Origin of the sequence: Citrobacter pasteurii (assembly GCF_019047765.1) — a bacterium.
Lineage (GTDB): Bacteria > Pseudomonadota > Gammaproteobacteria > Enterobacterales > Enterobacteriaceae > Citrobacter > Citrobacter pasteurii.
This window is the reverse complement of record NZ_CP077262.1, coordinates 3158702-3175983: the sequence shown is the minus strand read 5'-3', so window position 1 is coordinate 3175983 and position 17282 is coordinate 3158702. Positions and strand designations below refer to the sequence as shown.

Here is a 17282-nt window from a genome sequence, read left to right as displayed (position 1 = left end):
GGAGACAGTTATGGATTTAGAACAACGAGTTGAGGCTCTTGAGCTTAATGTAAAAGAATTGGAAAGCCGGGTAAGCAATAAAGATAAGCAACTTTCCCGACTTGAACAAATTCTACGAAATCGAATTGATGAGTTTAGTGCCTATATTGATACTACTGCTCTAAGCGCTCGTGAAACTTCGCGATAGCTACCTTTTCGAGTTCCTCAATGGTTGCCTTTCTGATATCCAGTTCACCTGGGTCAAAGGAAATTTGTACAAACCCTACTGGCGTATTGAGACCAACCGTTACATTGCAATTTCCTGGCCTTCCAGGGTCTGATTGCCAGTCAATATCTCTGATAGATGTGATGGAAAATTTTCCCATTAGTAATTTCCTTTTTCAGAGGTAATCAGCCATCCCTCCTTACCAGAGTTCGTCAGAGTCCCATCGCTGACGGGCTGAGCTTACACATTAACCAGGGTTATCAGTTAGCAACATCCTGATATTCAAACAGTAGCCGCCACCGTGCGGTTTTTTTTGCCCGGAGATCTCAATGTCAGAACAGACATCCCGCCTCGCCATCATTATCGACAGTACCGGCGCTGAGAAAAACGCAGAAAATCTGACGACAGCCCTCAGTGGTCTGACTGAATGGGGCATGAAAGCTGCGGCCAGTGCAGGGAAGGTGAAAAAAACCACAGAGGAAGAATCAGCAGCATTGTCGGAACTGCTTGACCGCATTGACCCGGTTAATGCTGCGCTGAATAAGTTGGATAAACAGCAGCAACAACTCGCAAAATTCAAGTCGAAAGATATGCTGGACGATGAGGACTTTGATGTCTATTCGAAAAAAATCGATGAGGCACGTAACCGTCTCACCGGATTTTCAGACCAGTTGAAAAATACTGGGATGTCAGCAAAGCAGACGGCTTTTGCCATGCGACTTGTCCCGATGCAAATGACCGATATCGTCACAAGCTTAGCTGCAGGGCAACCACCATTGATGGTTCTGTTACAACAAGGGGGCCAGCTTAAGGATATGTTTGGCGGTATTATTCCTGCACTAAAAGGCGTTAGCACTTACGTCATGGGGTTGGTAAACCCATTCACAGTGGCTGCCGCGTCGGTTGGCTTGCTCACTTACGCTATCTATCAGAACCGACAAGAAATCGATGCTGCGACAAAAATCGCAACAACGTCCCTCGGAGCTAACGGCGATGCTGCCGAACGACTTGCCCTCAACATGGTTGCAATCTCCGACAAGACCGGTCAGGCGATTGATGAAGTCGGCAGCATGTTTATTACGACCAACGATGGCGCTAGTGAGGCAATTAATAAATTAATCGATGTTGGTTACAGTTATGACTCTGCCAGAAAAGAGGTAGACAAATATAAGGAATCTGGGAATTTCACTGCGCTTAACGCAGAAATTGACAGGCATCGTCGTGAGATACTCAAAATAGGCGACGCATGGACTGATGCAGCCATCAAAGAAAAACACAGATACACAGGTGCTAACTTGGGCCGTCAAAATCCCGCCCTTGGTGGTGCTATTGACTACGGTTTGAAGTTCATCGAGCAAGGCATTGACCTGCAAAAGACGATGAACCAGTTAAGGATTGAAGGCAATGAACATGTCCGCGCCACCATAGAGAACATCAACAAAGAATACCTTTCTGTTGATCGTGTGGCCTCTGCTGAAAAACGACTCTCAGATGCCAGAACGATGGCAAAGGAAATCTCTGCATCTGGTGATGCTGAAGCAATTTCCAACTCTAACAAGTTGATCGCTGCTCGTGAAAAGGAATTAAAACAGGCTAAAGAGCAGGCATCTAAAACCCCAAAAACACCAAAAGGTAAAGCCGTTACTGAAGATGCAGGGCAACGTATGATTGATCAGCTCAACCAGCAAAACGCCCTGCTGGTTACTCAGGCTGAAGCAACAAACAAACTGTCTTCTTCTGAACAGGAACTCATCAAATGGCGTCAACAGCTTTCCACTCTGGAAACACGATCACCATCCCAATTAACTACCGCACAAAAATCGCTACTGCTTCGTAAAGACGAAATTACTTCATTGATGGAGCGCAATGCCCAACAGGAGAAAAACAACCGGCTGATGAAGGAGGCGACGGAGCTTGCATCATACCGCAGTACGTTAGAGCGAGGTCTGGAAAACTTGCGGGCCAGCTATGCCGTTCAGGATTCAGGCTTCGGTATGGGCGAGAAGGAACAGAAGCGGATGCAGGATCTGCTTCAACTGGACCAGAAGTATAACGCTCAGCGCCAGCAGCTTGACCGTGACTATGCAGACAAATCCAAAGGGATGAGCGAGGAAACATACAACGCTAAAGCCCTGATGCTTACTGATGCCCTGAATCGTGAAAAGGAAATTATGCTGCAACATTATGCCAGTCTCGATGCAATGAATAATGACTGGCAGGGAGGAATTGAGCAGGGTTTCAGGAACTGGATGGATACTGCGTCCACCTATTCAACACAGATGTCTGGCGTTGTTCAGGGAGCGATGAGTGGTCTTGTCGATACGATGGCCGACGGGTTGAGCGGTAGTAAAGCGGACTGGAATGAGTGGTCTATGAGTGTTCTGAAGTCCCTTCAAAAAGTGTTACTGAACGCGATGATCGTAAACGGTATCAAATCAATGCAAGGCGCAGGTATTTGGGGCTCGTTATTTGGTTCAGCGAACAGCGGTGGCTCAACTCCTTCCGGAGCCTATGGCAGTGCATCAAGTGGGCTGGATTTCTTCAAACAAAATGCTAAAGGTGGGGTTTATAACTCTCCATCACTTAGCGCATATTCTGGCGGTGTATTTGATTCACCAAAGCTTTTTGCCTTCGCTAAAGGCGCTGGTGTATTTGGTGAAGCTGGACCGGAAGCAATCATGCCTCTTGCCAGAACGCCTGACGGGAATCTGGGGGTCAGGATGATGGGAGAGCAGGGGGGCGGTTTCTCTGGCGACATAATCGTTCAGCAAACGATTCATGTTTCAGGAAATGGCGACGCTGCATTGAATCGTGCAATGGAAGAAGCTGCCAGAAAAGGGGCCAATGACGGTGCCAGACAGGCCCGACAGGAAATGCTTCAGGATTTTCAGAGCCGTGGGCAGGGGCGGAGATTACTAGGAGTTTAACAAATGGCTGATGTATTAGAGTGGCCAGGTCCACGCCCTTCATCCCTCAACTGGTATCTCGAGTCTAATACCAAAACATTCAGATCTCCATTCAATGGCTCATCTCAGGTGGCGCGCTTTCCGGGGGCCCGGTGGAAATGTACTGTCGGCTATGACGTTCTGGATGACGCTCAGTCCAGAAAAATTGAGGCAGTGCTGGCATCACTGGACGGAGAATATGGGCGTGTAAAAATTCGCGACTGGGGGCGTGATGGTGGCTCTACTGCCGCTACAGTGTTAGTGGCGGATGCAAATCAAACAGGAAACACCCTTTCAACTAAAGGCTGGACGGCTAATGCAATGGTGATGAGAGCCGGCGACTATCTGACCGTGAATTCTGAACTGAAAAAAGTTACTCAGGATGTATTCAGCAATTCAAGCGGTGTCGCTGTCATTCCAATTGCTCCAATGCTGCGGTCATCTCCAGCGGCAAATAGTACGGTAGAAGTGCGAGAACCCTGGGGGGTTTTCAAGCTTTCAGATAACCAGCAAGGTGCATTTGACCGTAAACCGGGTGGAATAACATCAATGACAATTGAGTTTGAGGAGGCATTTTAATGCTGTATTCCCCGTTTTCTGACTCGATGGTGGACTGGTTATCCCGTGACAGGGTGACGGTTGCAATCGCTGCCAATATTCAGTTTGAATCCGGCACCGTCTATGTGCATTCCGGTACCGGGACGCTGGTTCTCGGCGGCTATGTTTATTACGGCATGGGCCGCATGGGCTCCGTTGATGATGCCAGTGAAACCAGCACAACCAGCCCGACGCAGGTCAAAATGACCCTTTCCGGTCTGGATATGGCTCTCTTTGCCACCACGCTGAATGAGCGCTGTGTGGGCAGAAATGCCGAAATCTATCTGGTGGCTATGGATGATAACGGCGTTGTCCAGGTTGCTGATCTCCTGTTCAAAGGGCGGGTATCCAGTACGGGGGCGACCGCTGGCGGGACAAACGCCCTGCAGTACACCCTCAGTAATATTTTTGAAGACTGGCAGCGGCCTTTCCCCGATCGCTATACCGATGAATCGCAGCAGGCCGCTTATCCCGGCGACCGCATATTCCGGTATGTGGCACAGATGTCTGAACGTTCGATTTACTGGGGCAGTAAAAAAGATGCGCCAGGATTTACCTATAAGTGAGGCAACATGAAGCATCCGGACTGGCATAACAGATTAATCACCGTAATAAGGGCCGCTGAAAAGCGGCCTTTTTTATGGGGTAGTCATGACTGCTGCCTGTTCGCGGCGGACTGCGCTCAGGCCATGTGCGGCGAGGATTTAGCGGCGGGCTGGCGCGGAGCCTACGACAGCGAACATGGGGCAAAAAAGGCGATATTGCGCGGTGGCGGTTCGCTTGAAAAGGTGCTGGCCCGGTATCTCGATGAAGTACCGGTGAAGCTGGCGCAGCGTGGGGATATTGCCGTTGTTGAAAATGCGGGATCGCGGTGTGCCGGGGTGGTGTATTCCGGCGTTGTATGGGTACCTGGTGAAAATGGTCTTGTCAGTCTGCGGGTTAAGCCGCTGAGTGTCTGGAGGGTGCGTTAATGCCTGCTGCTATTCCTATTATTGCGACCGTTGCTGCAGGTGCCGCCGCCTCATATCAGTATTACGGGATCGCAATGGCTATCACCGTGGCCGCCCAGGTGGCAACTCAGGCGCTGACCAAAAAGCCATCACTGGATTCCTACCGTGACACATCGGAACGTAAACAGGTCCTTCGTGCCGCCGCCAGTGCCAAAACGGTTGTTTATGGTCACACCACGACAGCGGGAACATTGTTCTTTTCTGAAGAGCAGGCTGGTGAACAGGATGATGGCGAAATGCTGCATCTGGCCATTGCGCTGGCGGGTCACTCATTATCCAGCACTGGAACCGTCTGGCTGGGTGACGAACCGATCAGCAGTTTTCCGGAGCATGCATCTTTTGAGCTGCACACCAATCGGCAGACCGTAGATCCATATATGCTGGCAAACTGTCCGTCATGGAAAGAAGACATGATCGGAAAGGGGATCACGTGGCTGCGCGTGTCCCTCAAATTCAGTGCAGAAAAATTCCCGTCAGGTATCCCGAATATCAAGGTCGAAAAGTACGGGCGTGCCGTTTATGACCCGCGTACCGGGTTGACGGGTTACAGCAACAATGCGGCGCTGGTTATCCTGGATTATTACCGCAATTACCTGAAAGTGCCTGACGCCGATATTCTCTGGGAACAGTTTCAGGAAGCAGCGAACATCTGTGATGAGGATGTGATTACTGGCAGTAATACCGTTGAGAAGCGTTACACGATTAACGGAGAGTTCGATCTCAGTGAAAACAAAGTCAGTATTCTGGAAGGAATGCTGGCGGCATGCGCTGGGGATGTAACGTATACCGCGGGCAAACATGGTCTTCTGGTCGGGGCTTATTACGGACCCGCTACCGAAGTGATCACTGAAAGCCAGCTGGCCGGTGATATCGAAATCATGCCAGAGGTCTCTCAGGCGGAACGCGTTAACACTATCAAGGGGACATTCGTCGATCCGCAGCAGGGCTATACCGAAGCGGATTTCCCCTCTGTGTCTGTCAGTGAATGGGTGACAGAAGACGGGGTGGAAATATCGCAGGATATGAAGCTGCGATTTGTGACTTCAGAATTTCAGGCCCAGCGCCTCGCTGATGTGAAGTTAAAGCGTACCCGCATCGCCAGGACGATGAACGTAACGTTAAATCTGAGCGGATACCGTTACCGGCCGGGAATGTATGTGAAGGTGAATTTTCCGTCTATCGGCATCGTGAACGTTGAGATGCGGGTAACGGACAGGAAGTTCGGCGTTCAGAACGGCGTGCAACTGACACTGAAGCAGGAAACAGCGGATGTATGGGGCGATGCCATCGGTAAACCGATTGAGCGACCGCCGTTTACTCAGTTGCCATCCGGCGGCGTGGCGCAGCCGCAGAGTCTGAAATATACCGTGGAGGAAATCGGGCAGGTCGTACAGGGCATTCTGTCCTGGCAGAACATTGGGCAGGTGGTCTACAACAAAGTGATCATTCGCCGTAATGGTCAGATGGTCATGTCCGTCCAGGTTCCGGGAACGTTCACGCGTCTTACCGGATTACCGAAAAATACCTACACAGCACACGTTATTGCTGTAAACCAGATGGGGGCTGAATCCCCGGAGGCCTATCTGGAATTCAGTATAGAAGCCCCGCCACCACCTTCTCATGTTGATATTGAGCAGGGCTTCTTTGCCATCACGCTGATCCCGCGTCTGGCGGCGATCACTAATGTTTCCACGCAGTTCGATTTCTGGACATCGGGCGAAACTCAATTGCCTGGGACGTCAACTGAAATAGTTGAAGGTAACGCCAGTCGCGAGGGAATGGGAACCACCTGGACCAGCAGTCAGCTACAGGTGGGGCATACCTATTACTGGTACATCAGGACAATTAACGCCTTTGGTGCATCAGGCTTTATCGAAGTGCCGGCGCTGTGCTCTATGGACACCGGTAGTCTCATTGATCTCATTGACGATTCTGTCCAGAAATCAGAGGCCTTCCAGAATATTAAAGAGGGGGTGGATACAAACCTTGAAGGCATAATGGAAAACGCCCTCGCCAATCACGGCACGGTACAGCGTCAGTTTGAGCAGTACGGTGAAGTCAAAGCCGAAGTCATGACGGTGACCACCACGGTTGCAAATCTGGATGGTGCATTCGCTGAACTGGCCGATTATGTTCAGGCGCAGATCGGTCCTGAAGGTGAGCTGATGGCTGCTGTTAACCAGAAGATGACAGCCGAGGTTAAAAGCGATGGCACTGCGAAAGCATCATACACCCTGAACCTTGGCATTGTCAGAAACGGTGTGAAATATAACACCGGGTTTGGCATGTCCATTGAGCCATCAGGGAGCAGTTATAAATCCACGGTGGTTTTTGCTGCTGACCAGTTCGGTATTTACTCCGGAAGTGATCCGGGAAATTACACTGCTGCGTTCTTTGTCTATAACGGACAGGTATTTATCCGTGATGCTTTAATTCAGGATGGCAGTATCACCAATGCAAAGATTGGCAATTATATCAGGTCCACCTCTTTCGTTTCAGGTCCTTCAGGGGCCGGGTGGAATATCGATAAAAATGGTAACTGTGAATTTCATGGTCAGTTTTATGCGAACAGTGGTCAGTTTGCATTTAACGGTACGAATAACACCGTCGTTATCAACGGTAATGGACTAACCGTCAATTTGTCTGGCGGTGGACGGGTTGTCGTCGGGAGGTGGTCATAATGCCGGAAGGTATTCTGATTGATTACAACGATGGCCGTCCGGTGATGGCAATTACTGCGGGGCTGCGGGCCCCCAGTTTTTGCACATCGTTCTCGGGCTGGTCATCCCAGCCAATGCAGTACCCGGTATACACGCCACTGGTTCCAGGCTCTCAGGTTATTGTGATACCCACCAATCCTGTCTACACCTACTCATTTGCTGAATTTGATGTCGCCATTATGACGGGGGTCACCCGGAACGGGGACTCCGGGGTCATCATTGGCGCAGAGACAATCGGGGGTAAATCCCTTACTCCGGACTGGTCCGGCTACGTTATGGAACTGCTGCCTGCAGCGACTTATAACGAAGGGTTACTGGTTGCGAACTCTACCGATTTCACCGCCATATCTAATCAGGCTGCGCTGATGACCTGCGCCTGGTCCGGGCGCATCACGGTTAACGGCAGTGCTGCGCTTCCGGTGAGCGGCATTCCCTTTGGGAAATGGGATAACCCGAATGTATCGGTGGGGTTTGATGGCGGCAATATTATCGTTCGCGACATCTCGTACACAGGGCGGGACGACGTGGCCGGAACGGCGACCATAGACCTGGTGATATTCAATCAGACTGCACCTGTCGGCGGTGATGGCATCACGATGACCAACGCCGCAGGTCAGGTCACGTTCTCCACGCTGAAACGCCCCTTTGTATATGACCGACAAATCCAGATAACCGATGCATTCCAGGATATTGGCGGCGGGTTCTGCCAGATAGTTTATACCGGCGCACAGGTCCGTATGGACGGCGGTTACGGGAACCTTCGTATAAAAGGTGTTGTGATGTCGGGCGGCAGCGTCAGGTCTGCCTATAACCGGGTTTTTGGTAATTACTTCAGCAATGGATGGGATATGACCCGTAACAGAAATATCACCATGCCCATTCTCGTTATCCCGAACATGTACTGAGGAAAATCTATGTCAGCAGGAACACTCACCCTGACGAATAATTCTGCCCAGGTATCAGGGGCGGGGACTTCATTTACTACCGAATTGGCAGCCGGCGATTTTGTTGTTGCCACTGTAGGCGGCATTCCGTATACGCTCCCGGTCAAAACAATCGAAAGCAATACAGGACTGACGCTGGTCAGTAACTATACCGGACCTAATCAGTCGGGAGCTGCATGGTCAGCGGTTCCTCGGGTGGCGCTGAATATGGTGACCGCCGCGCTGGTGACACAGAGTGCTGAGGCGCTTCGCGGCCTGAATTACGACAAGCTGAACTGGCAGCAGGTATTCAGCGGTACCGGAACAATTACCGTCAGATTACCTGACGGTACCAGCTTTTCCGGACCAGCCTGGAACAGCATCGCGGGCCTGGTGGATAAGAAAGCTGACAAAACGGACCTGGATAAAAAGGCAGATAAGACGGCTCTTGATGATTACGCTAAAAAAGGTGCTAACAGTGACATCACCAGCCTCAGCGGGTTAACAACGCCTTTAAGTGTCACTCAGGGTGGTACGGGGGGCAACAGTCCCGAGTCAGCCCGCCAGAGTCTGTCTGCCACGACAAACCGACAGTTAACAGACGGTAGCGGCGGTAGCTGGTATGCCGCGTTTACATCCAGACGAGACTTTGCCATGTTCAGCTGGGGAGATACGAGCAACATCGGTCCCTGGGATGCGCCGGCAAAGTACAGTACCGTCAATTTCTTCCCGTCAACAGCAGACAATATTGGAACAGCGCTGGCCAGTAGCTGGGGTTCAGATAATGAATATTATCTGAACTCAAAGCGATCCGATAAAACGTCTTATGAGCAGTGGAAAGGCTGGTCAAGACTATGGCATTCAAGAAACACAACCGTAGATTCTAACGGCTTCATCAAGCGATCATCCCCGGTAGTTAAGGTTTTCTCAGATGGACAATATGAAACCAATGAGGAATCAGAAGGGTGTGTTGTTACACGCCTGTCTGCAGGGGAATACCTGATAAGTGGGTGTACAGGTCTGAATGCTGATGCGGCGTGGGGCGGGGTTGATGGTGGTTTTGAAATACCTGTTGATCGCAATAAGCAGCCACGTATCTGGCTGGATTACACGGTTAATGCTGACGGAACGGTGCTGATAAAAACCTATCACCGGGTTCACGCATCATCGCCATCATTTGCTCAGAACAGAATAGGAAACACAGATGAACACGGTGTGTTTACAGAAACGGTGACCGATGGCGAGCCAGTAGACATACCGACAGATGCGTTTGTCTCAGTGCGTGTGCAGATGCCATCAGACAGTATCTGGAACAGGAGTAATGACGATGCGATGACGGCAATGAAAAAAAACTGAACTGGAGCTTGAGCAAATTCAGCAGGAGCCTCAGCAATAGGTAGTTGCCGCAGCGCGTCGTATGCAATGACGTCACTGCGGCATATTGTCCCTTAATCTGACACCAGCCACATATCAGCCTCTTCAAACATTTCCTGAACAGTCCAGCTTATCCGTTCTTTCTCATGCTTGCTGGCGTCAGTGTTGATCGCCGGCAGCGTCATCATCGGTTTAACCCGGACATCAGCATCGGGGAAAATCCGGTGAACCCTCTTGCTAAGTTCGTCCAGAATGATGTCTTTTGCACCCTTCAGCCCATCAAAATTAAATTATAAGGCTCAAAAAATAAGTGTATTATTATCTATAAAGGCTAAAGAACTGATAAAATTATCATGATGGATGATTTTTCTAAGTGGGAAATTAAGAATTCTCAAACCATTCATTAAATGGATGTCACATTTTTGCATTGCTGTGTCAATGATTATTTGTTCAATATTACTTAATGCATAATTACGACATTTCTCTCTATTTATTTTGTTGTCTAGCTCCATGCTGGCAACCATTTCACCAGTAGTATTTCCTCCTCTGGACTTGAGGGTCCTTAATCTCAACTCGCCATCACGTAATTCTTTACTTAGGAGTCTGACTCTATTTGATAATTCCATGACATCCGGAGCTATCTGAAGTGCGTCAAGAAGGTGATTAATCTTTATATGGATATCAACCAAATAGTGCTCAAGTTGTTTGATTGCATTCTTACCTGAAAAACTATCCTGCAAAAAATCCATATTTGCTAACAATACACCGACAAGAACCTGGTCAGTAAAGTCTCGCCTAATTGGAGGCGTGCTGCAACGATGGAGTCTCCTCATTGGACAGACGTAATATCCCATTCCTTTGTTATCTATCCCTGTCATGATTATCGAACACCCACACGAACTGCAACGAAGAATAGAACGAAATAAATTAATTAAATAAGGATTGTCATATGTTTTATCACGTCCAAATGGAGTTAATCTAATTTCTTGCACATCTTGAAATATTTTATATGAGATAATGCGCGGGTAATAATTATCTATATTTTTCACGCCTTTAGACATTGTTCTGTATGATGGGCAATATGTACCAGTTACAGCTTTGTTTCCAAGGATTTTTTCTATCGTCGATGGATTCCATACTCCTGGGTTTCCTGTCAGAGTTTGAGTTTTCTTATCATTAAGAATTTTTGTAATTCCATTAAGTGAATGGCCTTTTAAACGCAGTTTAAAAATATATTTAATAGTCTTGGCATGTTGAGGCAAAACTTCAAAACCCCCTCCATCTTCTGTTGCTTTTAACCATCGGGGACATGATCGTGTTAAAAGCTTTCCATTCTTTTCCGCATCCTCTCTTTTTTTCTGCCAGACAGACCGCATACGCTTAGACTTTATCTCACTCTCCTCGTTAGCTCGTTGTGCAATCAAAATAGCTTTAATTAGAACATAAGGATCATCCAGTGATTCCTCATTGTAATGCATCCGATCCGATAAGGTTACAACTTCAACTCCCGCTTTTAAAATATGCCGTAGCCGTTCAGTAGAGTCACCTATTTTTTCTCTTGATAGTCGGTCAAGACTCTCAACCAGCAAAACAGTACCTTTTTTGATGAAACCATGTTCGATTGCATCAAGAAAGTCTGATAGAGCGCCACGAAGAGCATTTATTCCATTAAAAGCGCTGAGCCCCAAGTCTTGGTAAGTCAGATTATCTAACTCATATTCAGGGTTTTGGGCTATCCATTCATCAATTAGCTGATTCTGACGTCGGAGAGAATCACCATATTGCTGAATTGGCGCGGAGAATCGAATATATGCAATGGCTTCTTTTTCATATCATAGCTCCTCTGGAATCTGAAAAGATACTCTCACTCCATAGACGTGAGTAATGTGAGCGCGCTCAATTTTTGAACACTATGATAAACTGCAAAGCGCATGGATGTAGAAGCGTAGTAGTGTTATAGCTTGTAGGGAAAATAGATAATTTCATGTTTCTATGAATGTTAGTGACAAAATTTCCGCAGCTCGCGTCCAGCAGGTATTCTCTCACTGTCGCTTCGCGCATCAACGTATAGTTTCTATTAACTACGGTCCTTGATTCCCAGCATTCCCAACGGCACGCGTCACGGCATGCCATATAAATTTATTAGCCGGTACAGCACCGTCGGATGCAATTTTCGATGCTTCTTTCCCTCCAACATCCTGCCTCATCCATTCACGAGCTGCATCTGGCGATAGTACCAGCGGTCGCCTGTCGTGAATATCTACCAGCCCTTTGTCGGCCGCAGCTGTCACTATAAGGAAACCTTCTGCTTCATCTCCACGTTCGAAAGGTGTGCTACCGATCGCTGCCATAAATATTGGCTGACCGTCTGCTCGGTGAATAAAGTATGGTTGTTTCTTGTCGCCTTCCATTTTCCACTCAAACCATCCATCTGCAAAGCAAATTGCGCGGCCATGCCGCCAGAGTGGTTTAAACATTCTGCTGGTGGCCGCAGTTTCAGACCGTGCATTAATGAGAGGCAGTTTATCCCACCAACCGGGGGCGTACCCCCAGATGACTGGATCAAGATGCAACTGCTCATCACGTTCGCTAAGAAGCAGAACTTTTGTTCCTGGCGCTACGTTGAATCTTCCGATGGGTTCTGGATCGTATGGAATGTCGCATTCTGATTCATCAGCGAGAAAGGTGAGGTAGTCTTCATGTGAAAAGCGTCCACACATAGAAACTTCCCGTTAACTGTCAGACTGAAAGTATAGGATATTGGTTAGTACGAGAGGATTTGAACCTCCACACTACGAATATTCCATTATGCCTTGCTACCTTTTTGAGGCTGCTAAATGGTCGATAGACCACTACCTATCGTTACTTTTTTGGGGGCAAATTTGGGGGCAAAAATCAGTTAGGGGCATGATTTGGGGCGATGAAATGACTCATATTGCCCGTGATTGTCTAAATTCATTTTTTATTAACTGATTGATTTTATGATAATTAACTGTATTTACTGAATTTTCAAAATCAATTTTATAGTCTAACGCTGATTATGTGGTAGTGGGGATAAACATTTAATAAACCGGGGGAAGGGATGTTAATGTGGCGATAAAAAGCCGGAATCGCTTACGCTTATCCGGCTTCTGTTCAGCATCTGGCGGAGTGCTGATTACTTCAGTTCATCAACCATGGTGATGGCGCGACCAATGTAGTTGGCCGGTGTCATCGCTTTCAGGCGGGTTTTCTCGTCTTCCGGCAGGGCCAGACCGTCGATAAACTGCTTCATGCCTTCAGCGTCAACGCGCTTGCCACGGGTCAGTTCTTTCAGTTTCTCGTACGGTTTTTCAATGCCATAGCGACGCATTACGGTTTGAATCGGCTCAGCCAGAACTTCCCAGTTGTGATCCAGTTCATCCAGCAGGTGATCGCGGTTTACTTCCAGTTTGCTAACCCCCTTCAACGTAGACTGATAGGCGATCAGCGCATAGCCGATACCCACACCCAGGTTACGCAGAACGGTTGAGTCTGTCAGGTCACGCTGCCAGCGGGAAACCGGCAGTTTGCTCGCCAGGTGCTGCAGAACCGCATTGGACAGACCCAGATTACCTTCGGAGTTTTCGAAGTCGATCGGGTTAACTTTATGCGGCATGGTCGAAGAACCGATTTCACCCGCGACAGTTTTCTGCTTGAAGTGACCCAATGCAATGTAACCCCAGACGTCGCGATCGAAATCGATCAGAATGGTGTTAAAGCGGGCGATGCAATCAAACAGCTCGGCAATGTAGTCGTGCGGCTCAATCTGCGTGGTGTAGGGGTTCCACTGGATGCCCAGCGAGGTGACGAACTCTTCGCTAAACTGATGCCAGTCAACTTCCGGGTAAGCAGCGATGTGGGCGTTATAGTTACCCACTGCACCGTTGATTTTACCGAGGATTTCAACCTGGTTGAGCTGGCGATACTGACGTTCCATGCGGTACGCCACGTTTGCCATCTCTTTGCCCATTGTTGATGGGGTGGCAGGTTGGCCGTGAGTACGGGAGAGCAGAGGAATATCGCGATATTCAACTGAAAGCGCGGTGATGCCATCAATCAGTTGACGCCAGTACGGCAGTACCACTTCGTCACGTGCGGTTTTCAGCATCAGCGCGTGAGACAGGTTGTTGATGTCTTCTGAGGTGCATGCGAAGTGGATAAACTCGGAAACGGCGTGCAGTTCCGGGATATCCGCCACTTTTTCTTTCAGGAAATACTCAACTGCCTTCACGTCATGGTTGGTCGTACGCTCAATGGTTTTGATACGCGCAGCATCTTCTTCATTGAAGTTAGCGACGATCGCATCAAGGTAACCGATTGCGTCGGCAGCAAAAGCAGGAACTTCCTTGATCGCTGCGTGCGCGGCCAGTTTTTGCAGCCAGCGTACTTCAACCTGTACACGGAATTTCAGCAAACCGTATTCGCTGAAAATCCCGCGCAGCGCGCTGACTTTATCGCCGTAGCGTCCATCGACAGGGGAAACGGCGGTCAGTGAGGATAATTCCATAGATCACAACTCCGGGGTTAAATGAGCAAGAATTTGTTTTGCCTGAGTCGTCAGGCGATTACGAGAAAACATGAGTTGCAGACGGCCTCCACCAACCTGATGCCAGAGCACGGCAGCGCGAATGCCAGCCAGCAGCGAAGCGCGAACCTTAGCCTGAACCTGCGGGCTCTGGAGAATGGCCGGAGAACCCGTAACCTGAATACGCGGGCCGAGTGGGCTGATGACGTCAACATAAATGCCTGCCATCGCACTCATCAGCGTTTCTGACTGCAAATCAAAATGGTCCAGTTGGCGCTGCAAGCCGTTGATACGGTCTCCCAGCGTGTCCATAGCGCCTTTGGCGGCTGAAAGCTTACGCTCCAGCACCATCAGGCTTAATGTATAGCGGGTAAGTTCCGCGTTCAGCCCCTGACGACTGCTGGCGTTGAGCACGCCGAGCAGTGTTTCCAGGCCGAGACGCAGGTTGGCCTCGCTGCCGCCAAACACACCCAGCGTAGAGCTGGGATTCATGTCAATGACGCTGTTCAGTGAAACGTGTAATGCATCGGCATCACAATGCCCCTGGTGCGCCAGTTCTTGCACCAGGCGTGCCGACTGACAAATGCCTGCCAGGGCGAGGGTGATGTCATAATAATTCTTTGCCACGTTCACTGCTTCCTTGTATCAAATGTGTAAATAATTATACCGGCAGAGGCAGACGCTGCTCGATAATGCCGCCGCCGAGGCACACTTCACCGTTGTAAAAGACCGCCGACTGACCCGGTGTTACCGCCGCGACGGGTTCGTCAAAACTCACTTCAATACGTTCAGCATCCAGCGCTTTAACGGTGCACGGAATGTCGGTTTGACGATAGCGGGTTTTCACTGTGCAGCGCATGGTGCCGGTGAACGGTTGACGGTCGACCCAATGTAATTGCTGTGCAATCAGGCCAACGGACATCAGGCGCGGGTGTTCATGACCCTGAGCCACAACCAGAATGTTGTTCTCGACGTCTTTATCCACGACATACCATGGATCTTCGGTACCTTCTTTTGTTCCGCCAATACCCAGACCTTTACGCTGACCCAGGGTGTGATACATCAGCCCCTGATGCTGGCCAATTTCTTCACCGTCAACGGTAATGATCTTGCCGGGTTGTGCCGGCAGGTAACGACCGAGGAACTCGCGGAATTTACGTTCGCCGATAAAGCAAATACCGGTGGAGTCTTTTTTCTTCGCAGTAACCAGACCCAGATCTTCGGCAATTTTACGGACCTGTGGTTTTTCCAGTTCACCTACCGGAAACAGGCTTTGTGCGATCTGCTCATGACCGAGGGTATAGAGGAAGTAGCTCTGGTCTTTGTTACCATCGAGTCCCCGCAGCAGGCGGCTTTTGCCGTCCACATCCGCGCGACGCACGTAGTGGCCAGTAGCAATGTAATCGGCACCTAAATCTTCAGCGGCAAATTCGAGGAAGGCTTTAAACTTAATTTCTTTGTTGCACAGAATATCCGGGTTCGGCGTACGACCCGCTTTGTACTCTTCAAGGAACAGTTCAAAGACGTTGTCCCAGTATTCTGCGGCAAAGTTGACGGTATGTAGCTCAATGCCGAGTTTGTCACAGACAGCCTGCGCATCCGCAAGGTCGGCGGCCGCTGTGCAATATTCCTCGCCATCGTCCTCTTCCCAGTTCTTCATGAACAGGCCTTCTACCTGATAACCCTGTTGTTGCAACAGCCAGGCAGAAACGGAGGAATCGACACCGCCGGACATGCCGACGATCACTTTTTTTGGGCTTTCAGACATAGGAATACTCACGACATTGAACTTCAAGGCGGCATATTCTAGCACGCAGCCCCTTACTTGACACCCTCTGTAAACGGCCAGTTAAATTCACCGATCATCGCCAGCGGGTAGCGTTGTCCGCTCTGATAGCAGCGAATACTCTCGGCAACCAACGGTGAGCGCAGGTTTGGCGCGCAGAGAACCTCTTCTGCGCTGACCCAGCGACAGCAGTCTATATCGCTGTCATGAGGTTCGGTAGCGCACATATTGGCAAGCTCGATAGAAAACAGAAAACGTAAAAAGGGCGTTTTGTCTGGGGCAATCCATTGATGCATTCGAATGAAATGCTGTGGCTGCGCGTGGATACCTGTCTCTTCCCATAGCTCGCGAGCGGCGGCCTGCACCAGGGTTTCATCGGCTTCCAGGTGCCCGGCGGGTTGATTCCACAACGCTTTGCCGTTGATGGTTTCCTCAACGACTAAAAACTTATCTTCTGCATGCACAATGCAGGCAACGGTGACGTGCGGTTTAAACATACCTGTTCCTTATACAGTTGCATCCCGCCATTGACCATTAGCGAGATTGTCCAGCGTGTAATTCCCCATCGCATAACGAATTAACCGCAGTGTAGGAAAGCCGACGTGTGCTGTCATGCGACGTACCTGACGATTGCGGCCTTCATATAAGGTGACTTTCAGCCAGGTGGTAGGGATATTTTTCCGCTCCCGAATAGGTGGGTTTCTCGGCCACAGCCATGCGGGTTCCTCTGTTACTTCAATACCTGCGGGCAGTGTGGGGCCGTCGTTCAGCGTTACGCCGGTGCGCAGAGCGTCCAGCGCTTCGGGTGTTGGCTCGCCTTCCACCTGAACATAATAGATTTTCCCCGTACGTTTGCCGGGTTGCGTCAAGCGGGCCTGCAGCGCACCGTCATTGGTCAGCACTAAAAGCCCTTCACTGTCGCGGTCAAGTCGGCCCGCAGCATAGATTCCCGGCACGGGAATAAAATCTTTTAACGTTTTGCGTCCTGCTTCGTCAGTAAATTGTGGCAAAACATCGTAGGGTTTATTGAACAAAACCACGCGTTTTGGCTGGTTTTCTTTACGCTGCCTGGTGACTTGTCGTGAGCTGAATCGCTCAACCCGGTGATTTCTAAAAGAAGTTTTTTGCATGGTATTTTCAGATTATATCAATTGCCGCATTATAGCCTAAGAACGA

General features: G+C 49.5%; 16 protein-coding genes. 8 read left to right on the top strand and 8 right to left on the bottom strand.

Translation table 11 applies throughout. From position 1 onward, the window contains the following. The first annotated feature begins 10 nt into the window (after window positions 1-10). From I6L54_RS15525 to I6L54_RS15490, 8 genes are all read left to right on the top strand, one after another. Window positions 11-187 (top strand): hypothetical protein, encoded by a 177-nt coding sequence (locus tag I6L54_RS15525; protein WP_156135325.1) that lies wholly within the window; start codon window positions 11-13, stop codon window positions 185-187. 347 nt (window positions 188-534) lie between these two features. After that, entirely contained in the window at window positions 535-3132 is a 2598-nt protein-coding gene (locus I6L54_RS15520; RefSeq protein WP_052463791.1) for a phage tail tape measure protein, read from the top strand. Between the two features lie 3 nt (window positions 3133-3135). After that, window positions 3136-3729 (top strand): hypothetical protein, encoded by a 594-nt coding sequence (locus I6L54_RS15515; RefSeq protein WP_040233602.1) that lies wholly within the window; start codon window positions 3136-3138, stop codon window positions 3727-3729. Beyond that, complete coding sequence (locus tag I6L54_RS15510) at window positions 3729-4313, top strand: DUF2163 domain-containing protein (RefSeq protein ID WP_005121005.1); 585 nt, start codon at window positions 3729-3731, stop codon at window positions 4311-4313. Before I6L54_RS15515 ends, I6L54_RS15510 begins: the two co-directional genes overlap by 1 nt. A 6-nt stretch (window positions 4314-4319) precedes the next feature. Further along, the gene (locus I6L54_RS15505) at window positions 4320-4718 is read left to right on the top strand and encodes a DUF6950 family protein (RefSeq protein WP_040233606.1); all 399 of its coding nucleotides are present in this window, start codon (window positions 4320-4322) and stop codon (window positions 4716-4718) included. Then, complete coding sequence (locus I6L54_RS15500; RefSeq protein WP_040233607.1) at window positions 4718-7438, top strand: phage tail tip fiber protein; 2721 nt, start codon at window positions 4718-4720, stop codon at window positions 7436-7438. The genes I6L54_RS15505 and I6L54_RS15500 overlap by 1 nt, the downstream gene beginning before the upstream one ends. Next, a complete protein-coding gene (locus I6L54_RS15495) occupies window positions 7438-8382 on the top strand; it encodes a DUF6453 family protein (RefSeq protein WP_040233609.1) in 945 nt (314 codons plus the stop codon). Before I6L54_RS15500 ends, I6L54_RS15495 begins: the two co-directional genes overlap by 1 nt. Before the next feature lie 9 nt (window positions 8383-8391). After that, window positions 8392-9756 (top strand): phage tail fiber protein, encoded by a 1365-nt coding sequence (locus I6L54_RS15490; protein ID WP_052463792.1) that lies wholly within the window; start codon window positions 8392-8394, stop codon window positions 9754-9756. Between the two features lie 92 nt (window positions 9757-9848). On the opposite strand, the gene I6L54_RS15485 is transcribed toward I6L54_RS15490, so the two are convergent. The 8 genes from I6L54_RS15485 to rluE form a co-directional block, all read right to left on the bottom strand. After that, window positions 9849-10049, bottom strand: a complete 201-nt coding sequence (locus I6L54_RS15485; RefSeq protein ID WP_052463793.1) for a DinI-like family protein — start codon at window positions 10047-10049, stop codon at window positions 9849-9851. Window positions 10050-10073: 24 nt separating this feature from the next. Continuing rightward, the gene (locus tag I6L54_RS15480) at window positions 10074-11564 is read right to left on the bottom strand and encodes a recombinase family protein (RefSeq protein WP_343216779.1); all 1491 of its coding nucleotides are present in this window, start codon (window positions 11562-11564) and stop codon (window positions 10074-10076) included. Window positions 11565-11855: 291 nt separating this feature from the next. Further along, window positions 11856-12494, bottom strand: a complete 639-nt coding sequence (locus tag I6L54_RS15475; protein WP_040233611.1) for an SOS response-associated peptidase — start codon at window positions 12492-12494, stop codon at window positions 11856-11858. 437 nt (window positions 12495-12931) lie between these two features. Next, window positions 12932-14302, bottom strand: a complete 1371-nt coding sequence (purB, locus tag I6L54_RS15470; protein WP_005120992.1) for an adenylosuccinate lyase — start codon at window positions 14300-14302, stop codon at window positions 12932-12934. Between the two features lie 3 nt (window positions 14303-14305). Continuing rightward, on the bottom strand, window positions 14306-14947 hold the full coding sequence (gene hflD / locus I6L54_RS15465) for a high frequency lysogenization protein HflD (RefSeq protein ID WP_005120991.1): 642 nt from the start codon (window positions 14945-14947) through the stop codon (window positions 14306-14308). 34 nt (window positions 14948-14981) lie between these two features. Continuing rightward, window positions 14982-16088 carry a tRNA 2-thiouridine(34) synthase MnmA gene (gene mnmA, locus I6L54_RS15460; RefSeq protein WP_005120990.1) on the bottom strand — a complete coding sequence of 369 codons (1107 nt, stop codon included), beginning with the start codon at window positions 16086-16088 and terminating at the stop codon, window positions 14982-14984. 53 nt (window positions 16089-16141) lie between these two features. After that, a complete protein-coding gene (locus I6L54_RS15455) occupies window positions 16142-16603 on the bottom strand; it encodes an NUDIX hydrolase (protein ID WP_005120989.1) in 462 nt (153 codons plus the stop codon). Between the two features lie 9 nt (window positions 16604-16612). After that, a complete protein-coding gene (gene rluE / locus I6L54_RS15450; RefSeq protein ID WP_040233613.1) occupies window positions 16613-17236 on the bottom strand; it encodes a 23S rRNA pseudouridine(2457) synthase RluE in 624 nt (207 codons plus the stop codon). Window positions 17237-17282: the final 46 nt, after the last annotated feature.

Bases quoted from the DNA above. Each gene is read 5' to 3' on its own strand.
- I6L54_RS15525 (WP_156135325.1), top strand. From the start codon at position 11: ATGGATTTAGAACAACGAGTTGAGGCTCTTGAGCTTAATGTAAAAGAA.
- I6L54_RS15520 (WP_052463791.1), top strand. From the start codon at position 535: ATGTCAGAACAGACATCCCGCCTCGCCATCATTATCGACAGTACCGGC.
- I6L54_RS15515 (WP_040233602.1), top strand. From the start codon at position 3,136: ATGGCTGATGTATTAGAGTGGCCAGGTCCACGCCCTTCATCCCTCAAC.
- I6L54_RS15510 (WP_005121005.1), top strand. From the start codon at position 3,729: ATGCTGTATTCCCCGTTTTCTGACTCGATGGTGGACTGGTTATCCCGT.
- I6L54_RS15505 (WP_040233606.1), top strand. From the start codon at position 4,320: ATGAAGCATCCGGACTGGCATAACAGATTAATCACCGTAATAAGGGCC.
- I6L54_RS15500 (WP_040233607.1), top strand. From the start codon at position 4,718: ATGCCTGCTGCTATTCCTATTATTGCGACCGTTGCTGCAGGTGCCGCC.
- I6L54_RS15495 (WP_040233609.1), top strand. From the start codon at position 7,438: ATGCCGGAAGGTATTCTGATTGATTACAACGATGGCCGTCCGGTGATG.
- I6L54_RS15490 (WP_052463792.1), top strand. From the start codon at position 8,392: ATGTCAGCAGGAACACTCACCCTGACGAATAATTCTGCCCAGGTATCA.
- I6L54_RS15475 (WP_040233611.1), bottom strand. From the start codon at position 12,494: ATGTGTGGACGCTTTTCACATGAAGACTACCTCACCTTTCTCGCTGAT.
- purB (WP_005120992.1), bottom strand. From the start codon at position 14,302: ATGGAATTATCCTCACTGACCGCCGTTTCCCCTGTCGATGGACGCTAC.
- mnmA (WP_005120990.1), bottom strand. From the start codon at position 16,088: ATGTCTGAAAGCCCAAAAAAAGTGATCGTCGGCATGTCCGGCGGTGTC.
- I6L54_RS15455 (WP_005120989.1), bottom strand. From the start codon at position 16,603: ATGTTTAAACCGCACGTCACCGTTGCCTGCATTGTGCATGCAGAAGAT.
- rluE (WP_040233613.1), bottom strand. From the start codon at position 17,236: ATGCAAAAAACTTCTTTTAGAAATCACCGGGTTGAGCGATTCAGCTCA.